At 67.7% G+C, this 24,335-nt stretch carries 29 protein-coding genes; 16 read left to right on the forward strand and 13 right to left on the reverse strand.

The features are described from left to right. Window positions 1-178: 178 nt before the first annotated feature. From BM417_RS10570 to BM417_RS10585, 4 genes are all read right to left on the reverse strand, one after another. Window positions 179-916, reverse strand: coding sequence for a class I SAM-dependent DNA methyltransferase (locus BM417_RS10570; protein ID WP_177320377.1), 738 nt, complete (start codon window positions 914-916; stop codon window positions 179-181). A gap of 75 nt (window positions 917-991) precedes the next feature. Next, the gene (locus tag BM417_RS10575) at window positions 992-1,198 is read right to left on the reverse strand and encodes a hypothetical protein (RefSeq protein ID WP_143138598.1); all 207 of its coding nucleotides are present in this window, start codon (window positions 1,196-1,198) and stop codon (window positions 992-994) included. 348 nt (window positions 1,199-1,546) lie between these two features. Next, complete coding sequence (locus BM417_RS10580; protein ID WP_093591145.1) at window positions 1,547-1,828, reverse strand: DUF4287 domain-containing protein; 282 nt, start codon at window positions 1,826-1,828, stop codon at window positions 1,547-1,549. 40 nt (window positions 1,829-1,868) lie between these two features. Then, entirely contained in the window at window positions 1,869-3,032 is a 1,164-nt protein-coding gene (locus BM417_RS10585) for a DUF418 domain-containing protein (protein WP_093591148.1), read from the reverse strand. 85 nt (window positions 3,033-3,117) lie between these two features. On the opposite strand from BM417_RS10585, the gene BM417_RS10590 reads away from it, so the two are divergent. Next, window positions 3,118-3,693 carry a TetR/AcrR family transcriptional regulator gene (locus BM417_RS10590; RefSeq protein WP_245821841.1) on the forward strand — a complete coding sequence of 192 codons (576 nt, stop codon included), beginning with the start codon at window positions 3,118-3,120 and terminating at the stop codon, window positions 3,691-3,693. Here BM417_RS10590 and BM417_RS10595 read toward each other — a convergent pair. The 9 genes from BM417_RS10595 to BM417_RS10635 form a co-directional block, all read right to left on the reverse strand. Next, a complete protein-coding gene (locus BM417_RS10595) occupies window positions 3,690-4,115 on the reverse strand; it encodes a hypothetical protein (RefSeq protein WP_093591151.1) in 426 nt (141 codons plus the stop codon). The genes BM417_RS10590 and BM417_RS10595 overlap by 4 nt on opposite strands. Window positions 4,116-4,123: 8 nt before the next feature. Further along, window positions 4,124-4,570, reverse strand: a complete 447-nt coding sequence (locus tag BM417_RS10600) for a hypothetical protein (protein ID WP_093591154.1) — start codon at window positions 4,568-4,570, stop codon at window positions 4,124-4,126. Between the two features lie 89 nt (window positions 4,571-4,659). After that, window positions 4,660-4,971, reverse strand: coding sequence for a TFIIB-type zinc ribbon-containing protein (locus BM417_RS10605; RefSeq protein ID WP_093593477.1), 312 nt, complete (start codon window positions 4,969-4,971; stop codon window positions 4,660-4,662). 40 nt (window positions 4,972-5,011) lie between these two features. After that, window positions 5,012-5,836, reverse strand: coding sequence for a phosphotransferase family protein (locus BM417_RS10610; RefSeq protein ID WP_093593480.1), 825 nt, complete (start codon window positions 5,834-5,836; stop codon window positions 5,012-5,014). Window positions 5,837-5,849: 13 nt separating this feature from the next. After that, window positions 5,850-7,958, reverse strand: coding sequence for a type VII secretion system-associated protein (locus BM417_RS10615; RefSeq protein ID WP_093591157.1), 2,109 nt, complete (start codon window positions 7,956-7,958; stop codon window positions 5,850-5,852). Then, window positions 7,955-12,346 carry a WXG100-like domain-containing protein gene (locus tag BM417_RS10620; RefSeq protein WP_093591160.1) on the reverse strand — a complete coding sequence of 1,464 codons (4,392 nt, stop codon included), beginning with the start codon at window positions 12,344-12,346 and terminating at the stop codon, window positions 7,955-7,957. Before BM417_RS10620 ends, BM417_RS10615 begins: the two co-directional genes overlap by 4 nt. 22 nt (window positions 12,347-12,368) lie before the next feature. Beyond that, entirely contained in the window at window positions 12,369-12,683 is a 315-nt protein-coding gene (locus BM417_RS10625; protein WP_093591163.1) for a WXG100 family type VII secretion target, read from the reverse strand. After that, window positions 12,680-13,237, reverse strand: coding sequence for a YbaB/EbfC family nucleoid-associated protein (locus tag BM417_RS10630; RefSeq protein ID WP_093591166.1), 558 nt, complete (start codon window positions 13,235-13,237; stop codon window positions 12,680-12,682). Before BM417_RS10630 ends, BM417_RS10625 begins: the two co-directional genes overlap by 4 nt. Window positions 13,238-13,282: 45 nt before the next feature. Then, window positions 13,283-13,717 (reverse strand): LppU/SCO3897 family protein, encoded by a 435-nt coding sequence (locus BM417_RS10635; protein ID WP_143138599.1) that lies wholly within the window; start codon window positions 13,715-13,717, stop codon window positions 13,283-13,285. Between the two features lie 334 nt (window positions 13,718-14,051). On the opposite strand from BM417_RS10635, the gene rpsL reads away from it, so the two are divergent. From rpsL to rpsQ, 15 genes are all read left to right on the forward strand, one after another. Continuing rightward, window positions 14,052-14,426, forward strand: coding sequence for a 30S ribosomal protein S12 (gene rpsL, locus BM417_RS10640; protein ID WP_030473471.1), 375 nt, complete (start codon window positions 14,052-14,054; stop codon window positions 14,424-14,426). After that, the gene (rpsG, locus tag BM417_RS10645) at window positions 14,426-14,896 is read left to right on the forward strand and encodes a 30S ribosomal protein S7 (RefSeq protein WP_030478293.1); all 471 of its coding nucleotides are present in this window, start codon (window positions 14,426-14,428) and stop codon (window positions 14,894-14,896) included. The genes rpsL and rpsG overlap by 1 nt, the downstream gene beginning before the upstream one ends. Window positions 14,897-14,973: 77 nt before the next feature. After that, window positions 14,974-17,076 (forward strand): elongation factor G, encoded by a 2,103-nt coding sequence (gene fusA / locus BM417_RS10650; RefSeq protein ID WP_093591172.1) that lies wholly within the window; start codon window positions 14,974-14,976, stop codon window positions 17,074-17,076. Between the two features lie 146 nt (window positions 17,077-17,222). Next, window positions 17,223-18,416 (forward strand): elongation factor Tu, encoded by a 1,194-nt coding sequence (gene tuf / locus BM417_RS10655; protein WP_093591175.1) that lies wholly within the window; start codon window positions 17,223-17,225, stop codon window positions 18,414-18,416. A gap of 583 nt (window positions 18,417-18,999) precedes the next feature. Beyond that, window positions 19,000-19,305: a 30S ribosomal protein S10 gene (rpsJ, locus tag BM417_RS10660; RefSeq protein ID WP_003938093.1), complete on the forward strand. Its 306-nt coding sequence runs from the start codon at window positions 19,000-19,002 to the stop codon at window positions 19,303-19,305. Between the two features lie 27 nt (window positions 19,306-19,332). Further along, window positions 19,333-19,983: a 50S ribosomal protein L3 gene (gene rplC, locus BM417_RS10665; protein WP_093591178.1), complete on the forward strand. Its 651-nt coding sequence runs from the start codon at window positions 19,333-19,335 to the stop codon at window positions 19,981-19,983. Then, complete coding sequence (gene rplD / locus BM417_RS10670; protein ID WP_093591181.1) at window positions 19,983-20,669, forward strand: 50S ribosomal protein L4; 687 nt, start codon at window positions 19,983-19,985, stop codon at window positions 20,667-20,669. The genes rplC and rplD overlap by 1 nt, the downstream gene beginning before the upstream one ends. Next, window positions 20,666-20,965, forward strand: coding sequence for a 50S ribosomal protein L23 (gene rplW / locus BM417_RS10675; protein WP_045309807.1), 300 nt, complete (start codon window positions 20,666-20,668; stop codon window positions 20,963-20,965). The genes rplD and rplW overlap by 4 nt, the downstream gene beginning before the upstream one ends. 19 nt (window positions 20,966-20,984) lie before the next feature. Then, window positions 20,985-21,818 carry a 50S ribosomal protein L2 gene (gene rplB, locus BM417_RS10680; RefSeq protein WP_089949047.1) on the forward strand — a complete coding sequence of 278 codons (834 nt, stop codon included), beginning with the start codon at window positions 20,985-20,987 and terminating at the stop codon, window positions 21,816-21,818. An 18-nt stretch (window positions 21,819-21,836) separates the two neighbouring features. Next, a complete protein-coding gene (gene rpsS, locus BM417_RS10685) occupies window positions 21,837-22,118 on the forward strand; it encodes a 30S ribosomal protein S19 (protein WP_030478300.1) in 282 nt (93 codons plus the stop codon). Window positions 22,119-22,152: 34 nt separating this feature from the next. Continuing rightward, a complete protein-coding gene (rplV, locus tag BM417_RS10690) occupies window positions 22,153-22,551 on the forward strand; it encodes a 50S ribosomal protein L22 (RefSeq protein ID WP_030478301.1) in 399 nt (132 codons plus the stop codon). Next, the gene (rpsC, locus tag BM417_RS10695) at window positions 22,551-23,381 is read left to right on the forward strand and encodes a 30S ribosomal protein S3 (RefSeq protein WP_090046576.1); all 831 of its coding nucleotides are present in this window, start codon (window positions 22,551-22,553) and stop codon (window positions 23,379-23,381) included. Before rplV ends, rpsC begins: the two co-directional genes overlap by 1 nt. 3 nt (window positions 23,382-23,384) lie before the next feature. After that, window positions 23,385-23,804, forward strand: a complete 420-nt coding sequence (rplP, locus tag BM417_RS10700) for a 50S ribosomal protein L16 (RefSeq protein WP_030473461.1) — start codon at window positions 23,385-23,387, stop codon at window positions 23,802-23,804. After that, complete coding sequence (rpmC, locus tag BM417_RS10705; protein ID WP_089915286.1) at window positions 23,804-24,046, forward strand: 50S ribosomal protein L29; 243 nt, start codon at window positions 23,804-23,806, stop codon at window positions 24,044-24,046. Before rplP ends, rpmC begins: the two co-directional genes overlap by 1 nt. After that, a complete protein-coding gene (rpsQ, locus tag BM417_RS10710; protein ID WP_065915974.1) occupies window positions 24,043-24,324 on the forward strand; it encodes a 30S ribosomal protein S17 in 282 nt (93 codons plus the stop codon). Before rpmC ends, rpsQ begins: the two co-directional genes overlap by 4 nt. Window positions 24,325-24,335 lie beyond the last annotated feature (11 nt).

Here is a 24,335-nt window from a genome sequence, read left to right on the forward strand (position 1 = left end):
AAACCCGCACCACCTACGACGAGACCACCGCCTGGGCACACCACACCACCGCAGCCGCTTGACAGCCCCAGCAACTGGGATGTCTTCGGCTTCGCGGTGGGCTGCGTGTGGCCTCGAACGAGTGGATTGGCCCCCAGCAGGCGCGTCTGTATGCCTGGAGGCGAGGGCCACGAGACGGTTATCGACGGATGGCGACGATGAACAGCCGGTCGGCGGTCGTCCGTCCGACTCCGGGTCCGATCTCGATGTCGTGGAAACCTGCCGTGGACAGACGCTGACGGAGTTCTGCCGTGCTCCAGGGACGCATCATGAAGTCGTAGCTCGACCTTTGCTGAGGCTCGTCTTGTGCAAGAAGGTCGTACTGCTCGTGGACATGCAGCATTCCCGCCTGCCATGTGACGGTGCTGGTGAAGATCAGTTGTTTCCCCGGGCCGAGTTCCACGGTCCGTTCACGGGGCGTCCCGTCTGCGCGTTCCCGGGACCCGTGCTCGTCGCGGACGTCGAGTATCAGCAGACCGCCCTCCTGCAGACTGCTCGCGAGCGAGACGAGAACCGCGTCGCGTTCGGCATCGGTGATCATGTCGTTCAGCACGCCGCGGCAGGTCACCGCCTGGTATGGCGATCCGACGTCAAGCGAGCACAGGTCGGCCTGGTAGCGGCGTGCTGCGGGACACCGTTTCGCCGCCTGGTCCAGGAGTGTGCCGGCTGCATCGGCGAGGTCGACGTGGTGGCCTTTGGCCGCGAGGGCGGCGGCATGCCGGCCGGTCCCGCAGCCTGCGTCCAGAACGGACGCCGCGTGATGGCCGGTCCGCACGAGCACGTCGTGGACCGCGTCGACCCAGGGCTCCACCGGATCCGTGATGAGCAGGTCGTAAGCGGCGGCATGATCGGCGTAGAACGGTCGGGACTGGCTCACCTGCGCAGAGTGTGATGTCACGGCAGACATCCTGCCCAAGCCGCGGACTTCCAGGGCGTCAGGCTGTGTTGGATTTCAGTGCTCTGAGACGTTGTCCATGCCGTGCTCGTTCACCAGCCGGTCGAACACCCGCTTGGCCGTGTGGCGCTGCTTGCGCGGGGCCGGCCACGGTGAGGTCAGGGATCGACAGCTTTCCGTACGAGAGTCGCGGCGGATCGCCGCGAAGAGCTCGACCTTGGATCTCGGGCCGGCCATGCGGGCCCCTGCCTGTCGGAACCACATCGATGCTCCCCGCCGCAAGACTGCCCCTGGGGCCACTTCTGACGAACACTCAAACCCCGATCAAGCCCCAGGGGCCAGAGCACTCGTTCCGTCAGGGCCAGAAACGTCGTTCATCGCCACTGCGTGTCATGAGCGCGCCAAGAATGGCTCGTCCATGCCCCCACCTCGACCCAGCTTCGCCGTTGGTCTCGCCCCTGCCCCCGGCTTGCTCTCGTTCTCGCCCTTGCCTCGCCCTGCTTCGCTCTTGGCTTCGGCTGTGTCGGGCCTGCCGGGAGTGTCAGACCTGCTCTGTACGTTGGGTCGCGGGGGACGCTGAATCCAAGGGGACCCCTGCCTTGGCCTGCCGCTTCAGCGGTTGGCGATGCCGTCCAGGCGGAGCGTTGTCGACTCGTCTCGGTGGCTGCCGGCGGTGCCCACGTGCTTCTCGCTGATCTGCGCGCCGTTCTTCAGCACGTGGTAGAGCGCCATGCCATGGCCTCGGCCCAGGTCGTAGTCGGTCTTCAGCCACTCCAGGAACACGCCTGCCTTGGTGGTTCCGTCGTACCCGCGTCCCGCCGCCTCCGTCAGCAGGTCGGCCGGGGTCTTGCCGGTCTTCTTCTCCGCGCCGTCGAGGTAGGCCTGGAAGGACATCGTGGTCTCCGTTCGTCTGTTGAACAGAGCCTAGGACAAGTCAAGCTGTCTTGACAACATTTTTTGTCGGTGAGGATTGTGGGTCGTAGGTGAGTCTGCGTAGGAGGGTCTCCGCTGGGCCTTGGCGGTTGGCTCGGCGCAGGTTGTCTGCCAGTAGCACTGTTGCCAGCCAGGTGGTTGTGGCGATCGCGGAGGCGGCTGCCGTGCCCAGGGTTGTGCCCAGGTTGCCCGCGTACGGGACGAACAGGGTCACGAAGGCTGCGGACTGCAGCAGGTAGCAGGTCATGGAGCGTTGGCCGCAGGAGGCGAGTGCGGTCAGAACCGGGCCTGGGGTGGTGGTGCGGGCTGCAATGAGGCCTGTTGTGGCGGCGTAGCCCACGCCGCCGGCCAGGCCGGTGATGCCGTGCAGGACGTAGGCGGGGACGGACAGGGTTGCGGGGGCGCCTGTCCAGATCTGGGCGTCCAGCAGGGCTAGGGGGAGACCGCCCAGCGTGGCTGTTGTGATGCCGGCGAAAGCTGTGGTGCGCAAGGCTTTGATGTGGTGGTGTGGCTCGGTCAGCACCTTGTGGCGGGCCGCCCACACGCCTAGTAGGAACGGGACGATCAGTTCGATGAGCAGGAACGGGGTGAGGGTGGCCCAGAGTTCCAGTCTGTCGGTGAGTGCGGTGATCGGGTTGGTGGCCGCGGTCATGCCGGACGGGCCGCCGAACTCGGCGATTCGCAGTCCTGTCAGCGTTGTGGCTGTGGCGTGCACGGTCAGCCAGGTCGCCGCGAAGATCAGGAGTGAGCGGTCCTTCCAGCGCAGGACGCCGGTCAGGATCAGGCCGGCCAGGCCGTAGGCGGCGAGGATGTCGCCGAAGAACAGCAGCAGTGCGTGGCAGGCGCCGAACGCCAGTAGCCAGCGGCTTCGTCTGCGGAGCAGGCGGCGCGTGTGTGGCCATCCGCCTGTCTGTTTGCCTGCGATCTGCACGAAGCCGTAGCCGAAGAGGGCCGCGAACATCGGCATGGCCCTGCCGTCCACGAACGTCACCTGCAGGCCGGTGACGAGCAGGTCTAGTGGGCTGCCGTCGGTCGCGTAGGCGCGGAAGCCCGTTGGGTGCCCTGACAGGTACATGTGCGCGTGGGCGAGAGCGATCAACAGCAGCATCGCGCCCCGTGCGAGGTCGGGTGCCAGTGCGCGGGGCGGTCTGGGTGGCGCGGACATCGACGGATCCCCCAAGTTGGATACGGTGCCGTAGCTTATTGCGGTGATAAGATACGGCATCGTTTCTTGAAGGGGAAGGTGCCTCGTGACGACGGAGCGACGGCGAGGGGACGTGCTGGTCCGCGCGATTCATGAGGCGGCGCTGGCTGAACTTGTCGACGTCGGGCTTGGGCAGCTGGGCATGGAGGGCATCGCGCGGCGGGCCTCGACCGCGAAGACCGTGCTCTACCGGCGCTGGGCGAGTACGCACGAGTTGGTGCTCGACGCGTTGGCTCAGGCGCATCCGGTGGAGGTGCCGACGCCTGCCGCGAACGACCTGCGGGCGGATCTCGTCGCGGCGCTCGTCCTGCTCACCGACTGGATGCGGACTCCGGCGGCGGCTGCGGTGTCCGCGATTCTGGCTGAACGGGAACGTCATCCCGGGCTGGTCGAGGCCCTCTATCGACGGGTGTTCGATCCGCGTGGGGCCACGTTCACCACCACGGTGCTGCGGCACTACGCCGACAACGGGCGAGTGGACGCGCGGCGGCTGACGCCCATCACGACGCAGATCGGGGAGGCGCTGGTCTTCAAGCTGGCGATCGACCTGGGGCGGACGCCGAACGCCGAGGAGGTCGCCGCGATCGTCGACGAAGCCCTGCTGCCCGCGCTCGGGATCTAGCGGCGGCGGGCTCTGGCCAGGGCTCTGGCGCGGATCACCAGGTCGTCCACGAGGTGCTCGTCGACGAGGGGTGGGATGCCGGACTCGTCGGTGCAGCAGCGGGGTTTGGTTCGCTTTTCCGAGAGTCTCGGGCGGACGCCGGCCATCTCGTAGAGGGCCTCGTAGAGGTCGAGGCCCGGGTCGTCGTCGTGTGGGCCCACCAGGAGCACCCACACGACTTCGGGTGAGGGGAACGCGACTACTACGCGGTCGGGGCCTCGCAGGTGTTTCACGCACAGGCGCGGGAGTGGTTCCGGGCCGGTTACGCGGTAGCCCAGGGCGGCGCAGCCTGAGTGCGCCAGTTCGTCCAGGAAGCGTTCGTAGGCCACGCGGGCTCTGCCGCGCAGGCCGTTGGCCTGGGCGTGTGCGGTGGGGGTTTCCACTACCTCGATCAAACCGGGCGGACCACGCGTCCTCTGCCGCTGCGCATCTCGTCCAGGGAGTTGGCGAGGTCTTGGCGGTCCAGCAGCGACTGGTCGCTCAGGCGGCGGTGGACTTCGTCGATGAGGCCGCGGGTCTTGCCTGCGCGGCGGAGGTCGGACACGAGGTGGAGGACCTCGTGCAGGCGCACGGTGTCGAGCAGCATGCGCGGTTCTTGGCTGTGGATGGCCAGTACGCCTTCTCGGGCCCAGGCCTTCACCGTCTTCTCGGTGAGGTCGAGGAGTTCGCCTGCCACCACGGGGCGTACCGGTGGGGCCTGGCGGAGGGTCTTGGCCACGACGCCGTCCAGGCGGTGGCGGCGTTCGTCGTCTACTGACAGGGATGACGCGACGGCTTCGAGTTCCTCGATCGTGTCGAAGAGGTCGCGGATGTGGGCGGCCTCGGTCGCGACAGACATGGCTACTCCTCCCGTTGACTACCGATTATCCACTACTTTTTCGGTAGTCGTCAACGGCCCCGGAGCAGGGATCCGGGGCCGTCGCACGATCAGGAGGAGAAGAAGAGGCCGGCCAGGCCGTGCTTCTTGCGGTGGCCGTAGCCGTACGGGGCGGCGTGGCCGCCGTGGTGGTGGTGGATCTGCTGCGGCGCGGCGCCCCAGGCGGGCTGGGCCGGCTGCGGGTACGCGGCGGGCGGCGGGGCGGCGACGGGCGGCGGAGCCTGCATCTGGGCCTCGAGGCGCGTGATCGACTCGAGCTCGCCGTAGTCGAGGAAGACCCCGCGGCAGCCGTCGCACTGCTCGATGTGAACGCCCATGCGGTCGAACGTGCGCATGTTCGCATGACACTTGGGACACTGCATCGTGGTGAGCCTCCTGCGGTGGGACCGGACAAATACGATATTAGCCGCGGTCACTGCTCTCGTGCGTCGTGGCGATCCGACGACAGGCTTCAACCAGCGGTTCCACTGCCTGCAACCCGGACACGAGTGCCCGCGCTGCCATCTGCACAACGTACGCCTGAGCCGGGATGTTGAGTGCTTCCCATTCCATTGTCGGCAGAGCCACACCACCCGTTTCACGGTAGGCGTTCAGGAAGCGCGCCCACAGGTCACCGGGCAGCACCCCCGCGGCGAACAAAGCCGCAGGTCGCGCCAGGTCCCAGACCGGATCGCCGACCCCGAGATCGTCCACGTCGATGAGCCGCCAGGCACCCCGGTGCACGAGCTGTCCGAGATGCCAATCACCGTGGATCAACGCACGGCCGTTCGTGTCCAACGGCGGCAAGACTTCGAACGCGCGCAACACGACATCGGCGTGCGGCAACTCCGGTGGCAACGCCCGAATAGCCCGAACAATCCGTTCCGGCGTTCCGGCCACGGGTCCTTGCACGGGCAACGCGTGCAGCTTTGCCAGCAGTTCCGCGCTCTCCTCCCACGGCGCGGTATCGGGATCCGCCTGACTCACCGGCGTCCCGTACGGCCACACCGTCACCGGCCGGTCGTCCACGAACTGCAGCGGCTTCAAAGGCGGCAACAACAACTCGGGATGCGCCGCCGCGATCTCCACCCGCTGCCGCAACGCCTCGACGTCGGTGTCCGCGGGATGCGCCTTGGCCACCACGTCGCCCACGCGCACCACGACGACGTCACCGCGGTCGCCGCCGAGCACCTCGGGGGTGGCGGAAGAGCCGGTCAGCGAGGCCATCGCCGCGATCAGGTCGTCCACGCGCACTAGTGAATCACTGGGCTGCGGGCGGCTGACGCAGCGCGTCGGTGTAGCTGTACATGAAGCCGATCAGGTAGGTCGCCGCGTCGCCGGGCGAGTCGAACTCCGCGTAGAAGCGCCGATCGCTGTCATGCAGCCAGAACACGACATAGGTGTCCTCTTCGCGCACGAGGCACAGGGCGTTCTCGACGGCCGTGCCCAGCGAATAGCTGCGCTTGTCGAGGGCCAGGAACTCGGCGATGCCGTGCACGGCCTGCGCCGCGGTCTCGAACTCGCCCGCGAGTGCGGGTTCGAGCTCCGGCGCATCCGTCGCCACCGCCAGCGCGCGTGCTCGCACAGGTGACGACAACCGTTGCGGCAGTTGGTATCCCCGTTCGCGGATGTGTGCGAGGAACGACTGGTCCGGGGCGACGTCGTACTTCTCCAGGTAGTACGCCACCGTGCTGGGCCAGACCCAGCGACCGTCCGTGTGGAAGGCCATCGGCACTTCCCGCGCGCGCTCGGGGTCCATCCAGTCGCGGACGAGACCGCGTGACGCCAGCACCACGGTGGCGTTGGTCAGGTAGTCCAGCAACGCCTTCTTCTCACCGGGCACGACCGGCGAGCGGAACAGCACGGGCTTCTCGTCCTCGTCCATTCCGTCGAACACGCGCACGAGGTGGGTTTCCCTGTTGCCGCGTGCCGGCGACTCGGCGAACACCGACTTCGGCGGCCCTGCCAGCGTGAGCGTGCTGAGCGCTGCGGCCATCCATTCGGGCGTGGCCTGGGGCATCCGCGGGAAGTGGAGGAACTCGGTGCGCAGCAACTGGTCCGCGAGGTCCATGGGGCCGCGGTCGAAGTAGACGGCCCAGCGCGGTTCGGCCCGTGTGCTGAACTTCAGCTTCGGCCGCTCGCCCCTGGTGACCTCGTAGTGCGCGGTCGTCCAGGCGCCGAACGGGTAGGCGTAGTTCGCTGCCCGCAGCCGGTGGAACCACTGGCCGACCATGACGGGCGCGAACCAGCGGCGCTCGTGACCATCCGCATCGCGGAAGGACGCGGTCAGCTCCTGCCACGGTCCCAGCGCGTGGCACTCCACGACGATCGTCTGCCAGCCCCTGGGACAGTGCCGGGTGAGCAGAGCGGTGATCTCGTCCACCACGGCGTCGGCCTGGGCGGGCTTCTGGTCGGAGCCCGGAATCACCAGGTACGGCGGTGCCGCGTCGGTCACGTCGAGGGACGGGAGGAGGTTGAAGCGCATCTGCGCCAGCCGTTCGAACTCCCCGCGGGACTTGGTGACGAACTCCTTCGGCTTGCCGGTTTTGAGCAGTGCCACCTCAAGGTCGTCATCACTGACGCTGCGCACCTCGTACATGGAGCCATCGGTGCCGTGCGCCAACGCGAAGTGGGTGAAGTCCGACTCCACGAGGCTCTGCCCCAGCGGCTCAGGAGTGCCCGAACCGTCGTCGAACACGACGTGAGTCGCGATCCGGTGATCGACCGTGCCGTGGGTGGTGGGCAGCAACCTGTTGTTCCACACCACGAAGTCACCCACGCCGAGTTCGGGCTCCGCCGCGGGCGTGGCGGCTGCGAGAAGGTCGGCTGCGGGGATCGTCACCGAGGCCACGGCCGGGACGCCGGGGTTGAGCCGGAGCAGCACCCCTTCGAGGGCGCCCAGATCGCTGCCACGTGCCCGCTGCCAGCGCGACCAGTTGCCGGGCAGGCGTGCCTCGGAGGTGAAGACGTGCAGAACCTGGTCGTCGCCTTCCCTGGCGATGGCGAAGTGTCCGGGGTGTTCTTCGCGGTCGAAGGTGAAGACCTCCGCCTCCAGCAACGCGAGCGCCACGTCGGCGTCGGGCCCGTAGCCGGTCGCGGCCAGTTCGATCGCCCGCTCCAGCGCGTTCTCCGGCAGGGAGAGCTCGAGCGCACGAGGGCTCGGCCGGTACTTGGCGTTCGGGATGAACTCACCGATCTCGCCGCGGTCGTCCACCGGGAAGGCGCCCCTGATCGCGAACGGCGGTACTGCGCCGTCGGGGTCGAACATCGGGTCGATCGAGTACAGGTGAACGCCGGGGCTCCGCTTGGCCGTCGCCCGCATGTTGTCCGTGATCTCGGGCGTGCCGAGTGCGTTGCCAGGCTTCGTCATGACGTGGTCCCCAGTGCATCAGTGGTGTGCGGCTCGTAGTGCGGGTTGGTGAAGGACTGCTTCGTCGGAACCCACTCCGTGCCGTCCCACTTCACCTCGATGGCCTCCTTGACGAAACGCCGGTCGATGCCGCCCAGGAAGCCGACCTCCGCCTCCTGGTCGACCGACAGCAACAGGTCCCGGTGGCCTTCTCGCTCCAGGGTGGCGAGCACGTCCAGGCCGCCTGGTGCGTCGATCACATAGTTGTACGCGACGTCTCCGATCTGGGGCGCCTGGTTACCGCCGAACTGCTTGCTCGTGTACCAGGTGGAGTCGCGGGTCACCGACACCATGCGGCCCGAGTTCGACGTGACCTGCTCGCGGGTCGTGCCGCCCTGCTTGTGCTCGCTGACGTGGAAGCCTTCGCCGAAGACCGTCGTCGGATGCCTGTTGTCGAACCGGTAGAGCTCTTCGCTGCTGATCCGCCAGGCGGCCTTGTCGCTGATGTCCTCGAAGTGCAGCGCGGCGCCGTCGGGTGCCGCCTGTGCTCCGTGGGCCCGTGCGTCGTCCGAGTGCGGATCGACGTAGTCGGTCGCGCCCTTGGCGATCGCGTCCTCACGCAGGTCGTGGGCCTTCTGAGCCCACTCGCGGCGGATGTCGGGCGGCGGCTCGAACCCGTCCAGGCGCGATCGGATGCCGTTCTTGTCCTCAGTCGCTGGGTACGGCGACGGCGGCAGCTCTGGCTTCGGTTCGGGCTCAGGCGCAGGTGTCGGCTCGGCTTCGCGGATCGGCTCGGCTTCGTGGACCGGCTCGCCTTCGTGGACCGGCTCGCCTTCGTGGACCGGCTCGGTGTCGTGGACCGGCTCGGTGTTGAGCACCGTGCCGGGAGCCTCGACCGGGTCCTGGATGCGTCCGGGCTCGTCCTCGATCCGATGGGACTGCTCGGGTGCCGGTGCCTGCTGGACGGGCTGAGCCTGCGGGGGCGTGACGTCGGAACGTGTGCTCGGTACCGGGCTGTCGTCTCCGGGACGGTGCCACTGCACCTCGGACACGTCGGCCGGCCGAACGGGACGCCAGTCGTTGCCCGGTGCGGGCGGTTGCCAGTTCGGTCGCTGCTGTCCGGGGTTCGGCGGCAGCGGACGGCCGCTGTGCTGCTGCGGTGGTGGCAGCGGCGGCCGCTGCTGGCCGGGCGGTGGGAGCGGCGGCCGTTGCTGGTTCGGTGGCGGCGGGGAGAACCGCTGCTGGACCGGGCCCGGTTGCGCGAAACGCTGCGGACCGGGGCCTGGCTGCGGCACCGGGCCTTGCTGGGGGAACCGCGGCGGCATCTGCCCCGGCGGCGGACCAGCAGGGCGGCGTCCCTGGTTCGGCGGCGGAGGCATGGGTGGCCGCTGGCCGCGGTTCGGCTGCGGCCCCTGGCTCGGGGGCGGGGGCGGGGGTGGCGGCTGCCTGACCTGATGCGGCGGCGCGACATGGCTCGCGGGCACGAGCATCGCGTTGCCGAACCGGTCCTGGACCCACACCATCGGCTCGCCGCGGCGGTGCGCGCGCACGCCTTGCTCGGGGACTTCGTCGCCCCAGGTGGGCGTGGTGCCCGGTGCGGTGGACCTGTCGTGCTTCGAACTGGTGCCGTCCGGCTTGAACGTCGCCCAGTCACCGTTGGGCGGCCAGCCGGGTGAGTCGCCGCCACGTTTGTGGTCGTAGTGCGTGGAGCTGGCGAACACGTTGCCCATGTCGTCGACCCACGCGTCCTTCGTGGGCGCCAGGACCTCGACGCCGAGCTCCTGGCTCAGCTTCGCGGCGAAACCGTCCGCCTTGGTGCCCGTCTGGCAGGACAACAGCCGGATCGGCTGCTTGCCGTCCCAGTCGCCGCTCGACCTGATGATGTCGGCGACGTCCTTCGGCGTCAGCTTGGCGTCGCCGATGTGCACGTTGTCCGCCGACCCGTGCACGTCGACGGTGTAGCGGTGCGGGTCAGGCGCGACCGTTGTCGCGGAGTAGACCGAGCTGTCCCTGCGGTTCCATCCCGCACCGGCGTTGTCGTGCAGCGACAGGCCTGCCTTGGTGTGCGCGGCGTGGTCCTGCAGGTGCTTCAGGTGCTCCGGCAGGGTGACCGGCCGCTTCTGCCGAGCCACCTCCTCGAGCTGGCTGCGCACCTGCCGTTCGTGGGGCTGGGCTGGTGCCGAGCGCTGGTCAGGCGGCGGAACGTGCGCCGCGGCGGCCTGCTGCGGTGCCGGCTGGTGCTGCGGGCCGGGTTGGGGTGGCTGTGGGTGTCGAGGGCCTGGCTGGTGCTGCGGGCCGGGCTGCGGTGGCTGTGCGTGTCGAGAGCCTGGCTGGTGCGTTGCCTGCGAGTGCTGAGGTCGTTGCGCGGGAGGTCCGCCCTGGTACGGCCGGACACCCTGGTTGTGCGGGGCTTGGGGTTGGTGGGCCGGGAAGCCCTGTTGTGCCGGGCCGGGCCCTGGGGACTGCGGCGCGGCCTCGTTGTGACGGTTCGGCGGCGCGGTGAAGGGCGGCGGCGCGAGCGGGGCGGACGTCGCCGCCTGGTGGATGGCATCGCCTGCGGGAGACCTGTGCTGTCCGGGCCCGGACAGATTCCCGGGCATGCCGGGTCCGCTGGTGGGATGCGGGCTCGGCGAGTGCGGCCCGGAGCCACCCGGCAGGTGGTTCGGGCCACCGAGGGGCTGACCACCGGGCGGGCCGCTGTGAACTGGGCCCGACGGACCGTTGTGAGCCGGGCTGTGCGGCGAGAGGCCGCCCGCAGCGGGCGAGTGACCGGGCGACACCGGCGGCGGGCCACCTGTCGCGGGCGACGAGGTGTGGCCACCTGCGGGTGGCACCGGGTTGCCGACGGCCGGAGCATGGCCTCCGCCGGGCACGGGACCGGTGCCGGGTGCCGAGGGGGAGTGGCCGGCGGTCGGCCCGGCGGCGTTGGGCGAGGAGCCTCCCCCGGCGGACGCCGGGGCGTGCCCGCTGCCCGTCGGGGACGGACCGTGACCCGGCGTCGGCCCGCCTGCGGGCGCTGTGCCGGCGGCACTCGTGGGAGAGGGGCCACCGCTGGGCGAATGGCTGCCGGCCGCTGCCGGAGTGCTGCTCGGCGAGAAGCCCCCGCCGCTCGACGGGGACGGGCCGCCCATCGGCGGGGCGGACGGCATCGACGTGCGTGCCGCTGCCGGAGCGCTGGAAGGCGCGTTCGACGCGGCTGGTGCCGACTGACCAGGGGACTGGCTGAAGCCCTGCGGTTGCGTGGATGGCGGGGGTGCTGCCGATGCCGGGGTCGTGTCCGGGGTGGCGCGGTGTTGCGGTTGCTCGGTCGGTGGGGCCGCGTAGGACGTGTTCGTCGCGTCGGCGGTGCGGCGTGGCGGGGCTTCGGTGTCCGGGGCGGACGCAGAGGAAGGTGTGGTGGGCGGCGGGCCCTGAGGGCCGTCCACGCGTGGGGCGGCTTCTGGGCGAGGCATGGCGGACGGGCTTGGCATGTCGCCTGCCGTGGGGACGGCGAAGTCGGCGTTGACGCCCTCGATGCCGGACTTCATCCCCGAGACGCTGCCGCTCACGGCGCCCGAGGTGGCGCCGAACAGGGCGTTCTCGGCCTTGATGCCCTCTTCGCTCAGTGCGCCTTCGGCGAGGGCCGAGCCTGCGCCGGTGATGGCTTCCTCGGCGGCGTTGCGGCCGATGGAGCGGCCGATCGAGTCGCCAACGCCGTCGCCCAGGGCCTTGCCCATGCCGGCGCCCACGCCCATGCCGACGACGCCGGAGATCAGGCCCGACTTGGCGGCGTCGAGGGTCATCTTCGTGTCGAGGGTGTCGCGGGTGCCCTTGGCGAGCTGGATGCCCTGGACGGCCAGGTCGGTGGCTACCGAGGTGGCCACCTCGATGCCCACCTGGAGGGCCAGTTTGCCGATGAGGTTGCGGCCCACCTGCTGCATCAGCTTCTGCACGAGTTGGCGGAAGACGATCTGCACGCCTGCTCGGGTGGCCAGTTGGGCCGGCACGATGCCCGCGGTCGAGGCGCCGAAGGACGCCACGGCGGACGCGATCATCATGGCGATCTGGATGGCCAGGATGACCAGGGCGATGATGATCGAGAGCTTCGCGTACTCGATCTGCATCGCGCAGTTGCGGCAGGCCGTCGACAGCTTGTCGGAGACGTCCTTCATCTTGGGGAGGGTGGCTTCCTCGCCCTTGACGAACTTCTCCCAGTACTTCTTGAACGCCTCGGCCGCTTCACCGTCCATGTTGGACGTCGCCTGCTTGACCGCGTCCTCGGCCTCGCGCATGGCGTCGTCGACGTCGGTGGCGGCCTGCTTCCAGACCTCGGCGAGTCGTTGCAGCGCCGTTTCGTCGCCTTCCGGCCAGCTGTCGCCCACCACGATCGGGATGAGCCAGCGGACCTCGGCGGGCATCTCGATGCCCATGTGCGGCAATCCCCCCAGACTGCTAGCCGCTGATGCCGCGTGCGTTGAACGTGTCCTGCTGTTCCATCAGGTTCGCGGACTCTTCCAGGTTCTTCCCGATGTCCTGCAACGTCTTCGCGACCTCCGCCATCACCTTGCGGACGCCGTCGGACGCGGGGACGTAGTCGGTGCCGAACTTCTGGCCGGCCTCGTCGTTGCCCCAGCACTGGCCTTCCGCGTCGAGGCCGCCGGCGAGCGCGGTGGCCCGGCCGGCCATGTCCTCGCCCGTGTTCACCATCTTCGCCGCGGCCGAGCGCACGCCGGCGGCCTCCATGTACGTGCGGCCACCTGCGCTCACCAGCGGTTCCCCTTGCCCATGATCGAGTTGCCGCCGAAGTCCTCGTCCTCGTCGGTGGAGACCGCGCGCTGCACCGGGCGGGCCTCCTTGCGCAGCACCGAGGAACCGAAGTCCTCATCGGACGGTGGGGGCGGCGGGGCCGGTTCGTCGCGTTGCTCGACCTTGAAGATGTCCTTGATCGACGGCGCGCCGGGCACGATGTCCGGCAGGTCCAGGACGCCCTCTTCCGAGGTCAGCGGGGCCATGTGGGCGTTGACCTGCTCGCGCACGCTCTGCGCGGCGCGGCGGGCCACCTGCGTGATCGTCTGCGACAGCTGTTCGGGCGTGACCCGCTCGAAGGCGCGGGGCCCGAGCTCGAGCTTGTCCAGCACACCCGTCGAGTCCACGGTCACCACGACGTTGCCGTCGGGGGAGGACGCCACACCGGACATCGCCGCGATCGCCGCCTGGGCGTCGCGCAGTCCGTCGGTGCGGTCCTTGAGCTCCCGCATCAGGTTGTCGAGGGTGCCGCGCAACTCTGCGTTACGAGTCGCTAGCTGATCGTCGTCGAGCACCCGGGAAACGTACCGAACCTGATCAGAAGGTGTCGGCCGAACGGCTCAGTTGGTGATGCAGATCGTCTTCACCGGCTGCGAGTACGTCTTCGCGTCGTCCCCGTTGCACAGCGCCCGGTCGGACTCGCCGTCGACGACCTTCGCGACCTTTCGCGTCCCGGTGCCGCACGCCACCCGTTCGAAGTACTGGTTGACCGGCTTGAGGCAGTCGCCCTCCTGCACGTTGAGGACGTAGCAGAGGCGCGTCTTGCCGTTGGTCCTCGACCGTCCCGACGACTCGGTCAGGTAATCACCGGTCGGGCACATCGTGCGTCGCTCACGCGAAGACACGCGGTACACGGCCTCCTGTGACGAACAGTCCACTTCGGCCATCTCGACGTTCGTGTCGTTGAGGTCGACCTGTTTCGCGCACTCGCCGACGCCGGCCTGCTCCTGAAAGCCGGAGCACCCCGACGCGAGCAACACCAGCGCGGCGATCAAGGCAGCGGTCCTCGGCTTGACCTGCACAGTGCGTTCTCCGTCACACGAGTAGCCTGGTTCCTGCGGGCATTGTCTACCGAAGGTGCTGGTGCGGTACCCCCGTTTTGACCCAGGTAGACGTGGGCGGGTATCTTTGCTACTCGTGCCCGACCCATGTCGGGCCGCTCCGCGTGCCCGTGAGGCAGCGGTGTCCTCCACTCGCAGTGGCAGTTGAACTGTTGCTTGCGGACCTGGGGAGCGGGCGACACGCCCGACCTCGGGTGCAGAGAGGGATCAAGAAACAAGTGGGTGAACCGCAAGGGGAACCCGTGAAGACGGAAGAAGCAGCCGGCGAATGCCAACGATCCAGCAGCTGGTCCGCAAGGGCCGCCAGGACAAGGTGGCCAAGCAGAAGACGGCGGCCCTCAAGGGCTCGCCGCAGCGGCGCGGTGTGTGCACCCGCGTTTACACCACCACCCCCAAGAAGCCGAACTCCGCACTGCGCAAGGTCGCTCGCGTGAAGCTGACCAGCGGCATCGAGGTCACGGCCTACATCCCCGGTGAGGGTCACAACCTCCAGGAGCACTCGATGGTGCTCGTCCGCGGTGGTCGTGTGAAGGACCTGCCGGGTGTTCGTTACAAGATCATCCGTGGCTCTCTCGACACGCAGGGTGTCAAGAACCGCAAGCAGGCTCGCAGCCGCTACGGCGCGAAGAAGGAGAAGAGCTAATGCCCCGCAAGGGACCGGCCCCGAAGCGGCCGCTTATCTCTGACCCGGTCTACAGCTCGCCTCTCGTGACCCAGCTCATCAACAAGGTGCTGGTCGACGGTAAGCGCTCCGTGGCCGAGAAGATCGTTTACGAAGCCCTCGAGGGCGCTCGCGAGAAGACCGGCACCGACCCGGTCGTCACGCTGAAGCGCGCGCTGGACAACGTGAAGCCGTCGCTGGAGGTCAAGAGCCGCCGCGTCGGTGGTGCGACCTACCAGGTGCCGATCGAGGTCAAGCCCGGCCGCTCCACCACGCTGGCGCTGCGCTGGCTGATCACCTTCTCGCGGCAGCGCCGTGAGAAGACCATGGTCGAGCGTCTGATGAACGAGCTGCTCGATGCGAGCAACGGTCTCGGTGCGAGCGTCAAGCGCCGTGAGGACACGCACAAGATGGCCGAGTCCAACAAGGCCTTCGCCCACTACCGCTGGTGATGTGCGGCCCGGTTCCGCGAGGAGCCGGGCGCTCCCAGCCCTAGTGAGCCCACAAGCTCAAGACAGGGGAAAGACCCGTGGCACAGGACGTGCTCACTGATCTTGCCAAGGTCCGCAACATCGGGATCATGGCCCACATCGACGCGGGCAAGACCACGACGACTGAGCGGATCCTCTTCTACACGGGGATCAGCTACAAGATCGGCGAGGTTCACGACGGCGCTGCCGTGATGGACTGGATGGAGCAGGAGCAGGAGCGCGGCATCACGATCACGTCGGCCGCGACGACCTGCTACTGGAAGAACCACCAGATCAACCTGATCGACACGCCCGGCCACGTCGACTTCACCGTCGAGGTCGAGCGCAACCTGCGCGTCCTCGACGGCGCCGTTGCCGTCTTCGACGGCAAGGAGGGCGTCGAGCCGCAGTCCGAGCAGGTCTGGCGGCAGGCGACCAAGTACGACGTCCCGCGCATCTGCTTCGTCAACAAGATGGACAAGCTCGGCGCGGACTTCTACTTCACGATCAAGACGATCCAGGACCGGCTGGCCGCCAAGCCGCTGCCGCTCCAGATCCCGATCGGCTCCGAGAGCGAGTTCATCGGCGTCGTCGACCTGATCGAGATGCGCGCTCTGACGTGGCGTGGCGAGGTCCAGAAGGGCGAGGACTACGCGATCGAGGAGATCCCCGCGGATCTGCTCGAGAAGGCGCAGGAGTTCCGCGAGCAGCTGCTCGAGGCCGTCGCCGAGACCGACGACGAGCTGACCGAGAAGTTCTTCGACCAGGGCGACCTGTCCGTCGAGGAGATCAAGGCCGGCCTCCGCAAGATCGTCGCCGCCGGTACCGCGTACCCGATCCTCTGTGGCTCGGCGTTCAAGAACAAGGGCGTTCAGCCCATGCTCGACGCGGTCATCGACTACCTGCCGTCGCCGCTGGACCTCCCGCCGGTCGAGGGCACGCTGCAGGACGGCGAGACCGTCGTGAAGCGCAGCCCGTCGAGCGACGAGCCGTTCTCGGCGCTGGCGTTCAAGATCGCCGTGCACCCGTTCTTCGGCAAGCTGACCTACATCCGGGTCTACTCGGGTCAGGTCGCCGCGGGCACCCAGGTCATCAACGCGACCAAGGACCGCAAGGAGCGCATCGGGAAGATCTTCCAGATGCACGCCAACAAGGAGAACCCGGTCACCGAGGCCATCGCGGGCCACATCTACGCCGTGATCGGTCTCAAGGACACCACGACCGGTGAGACCTTGTGCGACCCGCAGCACCCCATCGTGCTCGAGTCGATGACCTTCCCCGAGCCCGTCATCCAGGTGGCCATCGAGCCCAAGACGAAGGCGGACCAGGAGAAGCTCGGCACCGCGATCCAGAAGCTGGCCGAGGAGGACCCGACGTTCCGGGTCAACCTCGACCAGGAGACGGGCCAGACCATCATCGCCGGCATGGGCGAGCTCCACCTGGACATCCTGGTGGACCGCATGCGCCGCGAGTTCAAGGTCGAGGCCAACATCGGCAAGCCTCAGGTGGCGTACCGGGAGACCATCCGCAAGGCGGTGGAGAAGTACTCCTACACCCACAAGAAGCAGACCGGTGGCTCCGGCCAGTTCGCGAAGGTGCTCGTCACCGTCGAGCCGCTGGAGAAGAAGGAAGACGGCGCGCTCTACGAGTTCGTCAACGCCGTCACCGGTGGTCGCATCCCTCGCGAGTACATCCCGTCGGTCGACGCGGGTGCGCAGGACGCGCTGCAGTACGGCGTGCTGGCGGGTTACCCGCTGGTCGGCGTGAAGGTGACGCTGCTCGATGGCGCCTACCACGAGGTCGACTCCTCGGAAATGGCGTTCAAGATCGCTGGTTCGATGGCCCTCAAGGAAGCCGCCCGTCAGGCGTCTCCCGCGATCCTCGAACCGCTGATGGCCGTCGAGGTCACGACGCCCGAGGAGTACATGGGCGACGTGATCGGCGACCTGAACTCCCGCCGTGGCCAGATCCAGGCCATGGAGGAGCGCAGCGGCATCCGTGTCGTCAAGGCACTGGTTCCGCTGTCGGAAATGTTCGGGTACGTGGGTGACCTGCGGTCCAAGACCCAGGGTCGTGCCAACTACTCGATGGTGTTCGACTCCTACGCAGAGGTTCCCGCGAACGTCTCGAAGGAGATCATCGCGAAGGCGACCGGGGAGTAGTCCCCAACCGGAGCACCGCAGTTCCACCGCGGGCTCTCCGGGGATGAATCCCTGGGGTCCGCACTTTCCGACCCTGACGTGTAGTCCGGCGGGTGGCCACAGATGCCCGCCGGACAAGCAAAAAAGAAGTCCAGGAGGACAATCCAGTGGCCAAGGCGAAGTTCGAGCGGACGAAGCCGCACGTCAACATCGGCACCATCGGTCACATCGACCATGGCAAGACCACGCTGACCGCGGCGATCTCCAAGGTTCTGCACGACGCGTACCCCGATGTCAACGCTTCGTTCGCGTTCGACCAGATCGACAAGGCGCCGGAAGAGAAGCAGCGCGGCATCACGATCTCGATCGCGCACATCGAGTACCAGACGGAGAACCGTCACTACGCGCACGTTGACTGCCCCGGTCACGCCGACTACATCAAGAACATGATCACCGGTGCGGCGCAGATGGACGGCGCCATCCTGGTGGTCGCGGCGACCGACGGTCCGATGCCGCAGACGAAGGAGCACGTCCTCCTGGCCCGCCAGGTCGGCGTTCCCTACATCGTTGTCGCCCTGAACAAGGCCGACATGGTGGACGACGAGGAGATCCTGGAGCTCGTCGAGCTCGAGGTCCGCGAGCTGCTCTCCGAGTACGAGTTCCCGGGCGACGACCTGCCGGTCGTGCGCGTTTCGGCGCTGAAGGCGCTGGAGGGCGACGAGACCTGGGGCAAGTCCGTTCTCGAGCTCATGGCCGCCGTTGACACGGCGATCCCGGAGCCGGAGCGCGACACCGAGAAGCCGTTCCTCATGCCCGTCGAGGACGTCTTCACGATCACCGGCCGCGGCACCGTGGTGACCGGTCGTATCGAGCGCGGCATCATCAACGTGAACTCCGAGATCGAGATCGTCGGAATCAAGGAGACGTCGAAGAAGACGACCGTCACCTCGATCGAGATGTTCAAGAAGTTCCTCGACGAGGGCCGCGCCGGCGACAACGCCGCGCTGCTGCTCCGTGGCATCAAGCGCGAGGAGGTGGAGCGCGGCATGGTCATCGTCAAGCCGGGCACCACGACCCCGCACACCGAGTTCACCGCGCAGGTCTACATCCTGTCGAAGGACGAGGGTGGCCGCCACACGCCGTTCTTCAACAACTACCGTCCCCAGTTCTACTTCCGGACGACGGACGTGACCGGCGTTGTGACGCTGCCCGAGGGCACCGAGATGGTCATGCCGGGTGACACCACCGGTATGGACGTCAAGCTCATCCAGCCGATCGCCATGGACGAGGGCCTCCGCTTCGCGATCCGCGAGGGTGGCCGCACCGTCGGCGCCGGCTCGGTCACCAAGATCCTCAAGTGACCTAGCAGCACCAGTTCGGCGTGAAGCCGGGCCAACGATCTTCGTTGGCCCGGCTTTCGTCGTTCAGAGGAAATTGTGCGACAGCTCACGTAGAACTGTCGCCGACGCGCGGGTGAAGAGCCGTCGCCGAGATTCTGTTGCCGGACAATGGAACCGGCGCGCCCGTCGCTCCACATGCGACGGATGACAGTGGCTCACCGGCCAAGATCCGCACGTGATCTGGGTCCAAGTCACCCACCCCGATTTGGATCGCCTCGCGTCCGTGTGGCATCCTTTACGGGTTGCTCGATGAAGGCCGGACCCGCGTCATGCGTGCCCGCGTTTTCGATCGAGCGTCCGCGCCCTGTTAGTGAACGCCTCCTTGCGGAGATGGGCATCAGGGTGCATGGGCTGTGGTAGGCCCAATCCCACCGGGGAGACCTTGAGTGGGACCGGTATGCGCACCGGGCGCGACACGCCCGACCGCGTGGACCGGGCACCATGACACTTCAACAGGGGCGGAGCGCGCCAAGAGGCTGTAAAAGGCCTCATCCGAGGCACCGCACCGCAGCGGTTACGAGAAGCAGAGGAACGGCAAGCCATTATGGCGGGACAAAAGATCCGCATCCGGCTCAAGGCCTACGACCACGAGGCGATCGACGCGTCTGCACGCAAGATCGTTGAGACCGTGACGCGCACCGGCGCTCGGGTTGTCGGGCCCGTGCCGCTGCCCACTGAGAAGAACGTGTACTGCGTCATCCGCTCGCCGCACAAGTACAAGGACTCGCGCGAGCACTTCGAGATGCGCACGCACAAGCGGCTGATCGACATCCTCGACCCGACGCCGAAGACGGTTGACGCGCTCATGCGCATCGACCTGCCGGCCAGCGTCGACGTCAACATCCAGTAAGCGTTGGGCGCGGAGAGTAACGGACCAATGTCTGACAGGCAGATGAAGGGCATCCTGGGCACCAAGCTCGGCATGACTCAGGTCTTCGACGAGAACAACCGGGTTGTCCCGGTGACGGTCGTCAAGGCTGAGCCCAATGTCGTGACCCAGGTACGCACCGAAGAGAAGGACGGCTACACCGCCGTCCAGCTGGCGGCCGGCGCGATTGACCCGCGCAAGGTCAACAAGCCCGTTGCTGGGCACTTCGCCAAGGCCGGGGTCACGCCCCGTCGCCACCTGGTGGAGCTGCGCACGGCGGACGCCAGCGAGTACACGGTCGGCCAGGAGATCACCGCTGAGGTGTTCGAGGCCGGCGCTGTTGTCGACATCACCGGCACCAGCAAGGGCAAGGGCACCGCGGGTGTCATGAAGCGCCACAACTTCAAGGGCCTCGGCTCCAGCCACGGCACCCAGCGCAAGCACCGCTCGCCGGGTTCCATCGGTGGCTGTGCCACGCCTGGTCGCGTCTTCAAGGGTCTGCGCATGGCTGGCCGCATGGGCCACGAGCGTGTGACGACCCAGAACCTGAAGGTGCACAAGATCGACGTTGAGAACGGCCTGCTGCTCATCAAGGGCGCGGTTCCCGGTCCCAAGGGCGGTCTGGTGTTCGTCAAGACTGCTGCGAAGGGCGGTGCCTGATGTCGACGGTTGAGATCCGCACCCCGGATGGCAAGACGGCCGGCTCGGTCGAGCTGCCTGCCTCCGTTTTCGACGCGCAGGCGAACGTCGCTCTGCTGCACCAGGTCGTCGTGGCCCAGCAGGCCGCGGCGCGCCAGGGCACGCACTCGACGAAGACCCGCGGCGAAGTTCGTGGTGGCGGCAAGAAGCCGTACCGCCAGAAGGGCACCGGTCGCGCCCGCCAGGGTTCGACGCGTGCGCCGCAGTTCGCCGGCGGTGGCGTCGTCCACGGCCCGCAGCCGCGCGACTACTCGCAGCGGACGCCCAAGAAGATGAAGGCCGCCGCTCTGCGTGGCGCCCTCTCCGACCGGGCCCGCGCCAACCAGGTGCACGTCGTGTCCGGCCTGGTGGACGGGGACACCCCGTCGACCAAGACCGCGCGCAAGGTCCTGGAGTCGGTCACCCAGGCTCGTCGCGTTCTCGTGGTGCTCAACCGCACCGACGAGGTCGCGTGGGTCAGCGTGCGCAACCTGCAGCACGTGCACGTGATCGCGCCCGACCAGCTCAACACCTACGACGTGCTCGTCAACGACGACGTGGTGTTCACCAAGGACTCGCTCGACGTGTTCCTCGCCAGCAAGGCCCAGCAGGGTTCTGGCTCGGCTGAGGCCACGGCGACCGTGGTGGACGAGGAGGCCTCGAAGTGATCCCCGACCACAGGGACATCTTGCTCGCGCCCGTGATCTCCGAGAAGTCCTACGGACTGCTCGAGGAGAACAAGTACACCTTCTTGGTGGCGCCGGGTTCGAACAAGACCCAGATCAAGATTGCCGTGGAGAAGGTCTTCGGCGTCAAGGTCGTCAGCGTCAACACCATCAACCGCCAGGGCAAGCGCAAGCGGACCAAGAGCGGTTTCGGCAAGCGCAAGGACACGAAGCGCGCGATCGTCACGTTGTCGGCTGACAGCAAGGCGATCGAGATCTTCGGCGGCCCTGCCGCCTGATGACGAGGACTGCGTAGAGATGGGCATTCGCAAGTACAAGCCGACGACGCCTGGTCGTCGCGGTGCGAGCGTCTCCGACTTCGCCGAGATCACTCGGTCGACTCCGGAGAAGTCGCTGATCCGCCCGCTGCACAAGCTGGGTGGGCGCAACGCGTCGGGCAAGATCACCACGCGTCACAAGGGCGGCGGTCACAAGCGGGCATACCGCCTGATCGACTTCCGTCGCAACGACAAGGACGGCGTGCCGGCCAAGGTCGCTCACATCGAGTACGACCCCAACCGCACCGCGCGCATCGCGCTCCTGCACTACGCGGACGGCGAGAAGCGCTACATCATCGCCCCGGAGAAGCTCAAGCAGGGTGACACGGTTGAGAACGGCCCCAAGGCCGACATCAAGCCGGGTAACAACCTGCCGCTGCGCAACATCCCGGTCGGTTCCGTGATTCACGCGATCGAGCTCCGCCCCGGTGGCGGCGCGAAGATCGCCCGCTCCGCCGGCGCCTCGGTTCAGCTCGTGGCGAAGGACGGACCGTACGCCCAGCTGCGGATGCCCTCGGGCGAAATCCGCAACGTGGACGTGCGCTGCCGCGCCACGCTTGGCGAGGTCGGCAACAAGGAGCACCAGAACATCAACTGGGGCAAGGCAGGCCGCATGCGGTGGAAGGGCAAGAAGCCCACCGTCCGTGGTGTCGCCATGAACCCCGTTGACCACCCGCATGGTGGTGGTGAGGGTAAGACCTCCGGTGGTCGCCACCCGGTCAACCCGGCTGGTAAGCCCGAGGGTCGTACCCGCCGCCGTAAGCCAAGCGACAAGCTCATCGTCCGGCGTCGTCGCACCGGTAAGAAGCGCTGAGCAGGGAGGGAGTGAAGGATGCCTCGCAGCCTTAAGAAGGGTCCCTTCGTCGACGACCACCTGCTCAAGAAGGTGGACGTTCAGAACGAAGCGGGCAAGAAGACCGTCATCAAGACGTGGTCCCGCCGGTCCACGATCATCCCGGACATGCTCGGCCACACCATCGCGGTGCACGACGGTCGCAAGCACGTCCCGGTGTTCGTGACCGAGGCGATGGTCGGGCACAAGCTGGGCGAGTTCGCCCCGACCCGCACCTTCAAGGGCCACATCAAGGACGACCGGAAGTCTCGTCGCCGCTAGGCGTCGAACTGAGAAGAGCAAGGGAAAAGCAGCGATGAACGCCCGTAAGGACGCTGAGGCGCAGGAGTTTCCGCGCGCCGTGGCTCGGGCTCGCTACGTCCGCGACACCCCCATGAAGGTCCGTCGCGTCGTCGAGCTCATCAAGGGTCGTAACGCAAGCGAGGCCCTGGCCGTGCTCCAGTTCGCGCCCCAGGCCGCTTCTGAGCCGGTCGCGAAGGTGCTCGCCAGCGCCATGGCCAATGCCGAGAACAACATGTCCCTGGACCCCTCGACCCTCTGGGTTGCGGTGGCCTACGTGGACGAGGGTCCGACCCTCAAGCGTTTCCGCCCGCGTGCCCAGGGCCGCGCGTACCGGATCCGCAAGCGGACGAGCCACATCACCATCGAGGTGGAGTCTCGTCCCAAGAAGACCAGCGTGAAGGGAACGCGGTAGTGGGCCAGAAGATCAACCCGCACGGCTTCCGGCTGGGGATCACCACCGACTGGAAGTCCCGCTGGTACGCAGACAAGCAGTACGCCGAGTACGTGGCGGAGGACGTCAAGATCCGCCGCCTGCTCAGCAAGGGCATGGAGCGTGCCGGCATCTCCAAGGTGGAGATCGAGCGGACCCGTGACCGGGTGCGCGTCGACATCCACACCGCCCGGCCGGGCATCGTCATCGGCCGTCGTGGTGCCGAGGCGGACCGCATCCGCGGTGAGCTGGAGAAGCTCACCAAGAAGCAGGTCCAGCTGAACATCCTCGAGGTCAAGAGCCCCGAGTCGGACGCGCAGCTCGTGGCACAGGGTGTCGCCGAGCAGCTGTCCAACCGCGTCGCCTTCCGGCGCGCGATGCGCAAGGCCATTCAGTCGGCCATGCGTTCGCCGCAGGTCAAGGGTATTCGCGTGCAGTGCGGCGGTCGCCTCGGCGGCGCCGAGATGTCCCGCTCGGAGCACTACCGCGACGGCCGCGTGCCGCTGCACACGCTCCGCGCGAACATCGACTACGGCTTCTTCGAGGCCCGCACCACGTTCGGCCGTATCGGCGTGAAGGTGTGGATCTACAAGGGCGACATCGTCGGTGGCATCTCGGCCAAGCGCGCGCTCGACGCGGCCCCGGCTCAGGCCGACCGCGCCCCGCGCCGCGACCGTGGCGAGCGTCCGAACCGGGCCCGTCGCTCCGGTGCCAGCGGCACCACCGCGACGAGCACCGAGGCCGGCCGTGCCGCAGCTGACGCCACGGCGTCGGCGGAGGCTCCGGCTGCTGCAGAGAAGACGGAGAGCTGAGTAATGCTCATCCCTCGTAGGGTCAAGCACCGCAAGCAGCACCACCCCAAGCGGTCGGGTGCTGCCAAGGGCGGCACGAAGGTCACCTTCGGTGAGTACGGCATCCAGGCTCTCGAGCCGGCCTACGTCACCAACAGGCAGATCGAGTCCGCTCGTATCGCCATCACGCGCCACATCCGTCGTGGCGGCAAGGTCTGGATCAACATCTTCCCGGACCGCCCGCTGACGAAGAAGCCGGCCGAGACCCGCATGGGTTCCGGTAAGGGTTCGCCGGAGTGGTGGGTCGCGAACGTCAAGCCGGGTCGCGTCCTCTTCGAGATGGCCTTCCCGAACGAGCAGGTGGCCCGCGAGGCTCTTCGCCGCGCGATCCACAAGCTCCCGATGAAGTGCCGCATCGTTACGCGTGAGGGTGGTGAGTTCTGATGGCAGCGGGTACCACCGCTTCCGAGCTGCGTGAGCTCACCGAGGAAGAGCTCGTGCTGCGTCTGAAGGAATCGAAGGAAGAGCTGTTCAACCTTCGCTTCCAGATGGCCACGGGCCAGCTCGACAACAACCGGCGGCTGCGCACGGTCCGGCATGACATCGCCCGGATCTACACCGTGATGCGGGAGCGGGAGCTCGGGCTCTCCGTTTCGCCGGATTCCACTGGTGAGGGTGCGGCATGACCGAAAGCAACGAAGTCCAGACCGAGAAGCGCAACGACCGCAAGGTCCGCGAAGGCCTCGTCGTGTCCGACAAGATGGACAAGACGATCGTCGTGGCGCTCGAGGACCGCAAGAAGCACCCGCGTTACTCCAAGATCATGCGCTCCACCACCAAGGTGAAGGTGCACGACGAGGAGAACGCGGCGGGCATCGGCGACCGCGTGCTGCTCATGGAGACCCGGCCTCTGTCGGCGACCAAGCGCTGGCGGCTCGTCGAGATCCTCGAGAAGGCCAAGTAAGTCTCATCTAG

It is taken from the genome of Lentzea waywayandensis, from assembly GCF_900115955.1.
GTDB classification, from domain to species: domain Bacteria; phylum Actinomycetota; class Actinomycetes; order Mycobacteriales; family Pseudonocardiaceae; genus Lentzea; species Lentzea waywayandensis.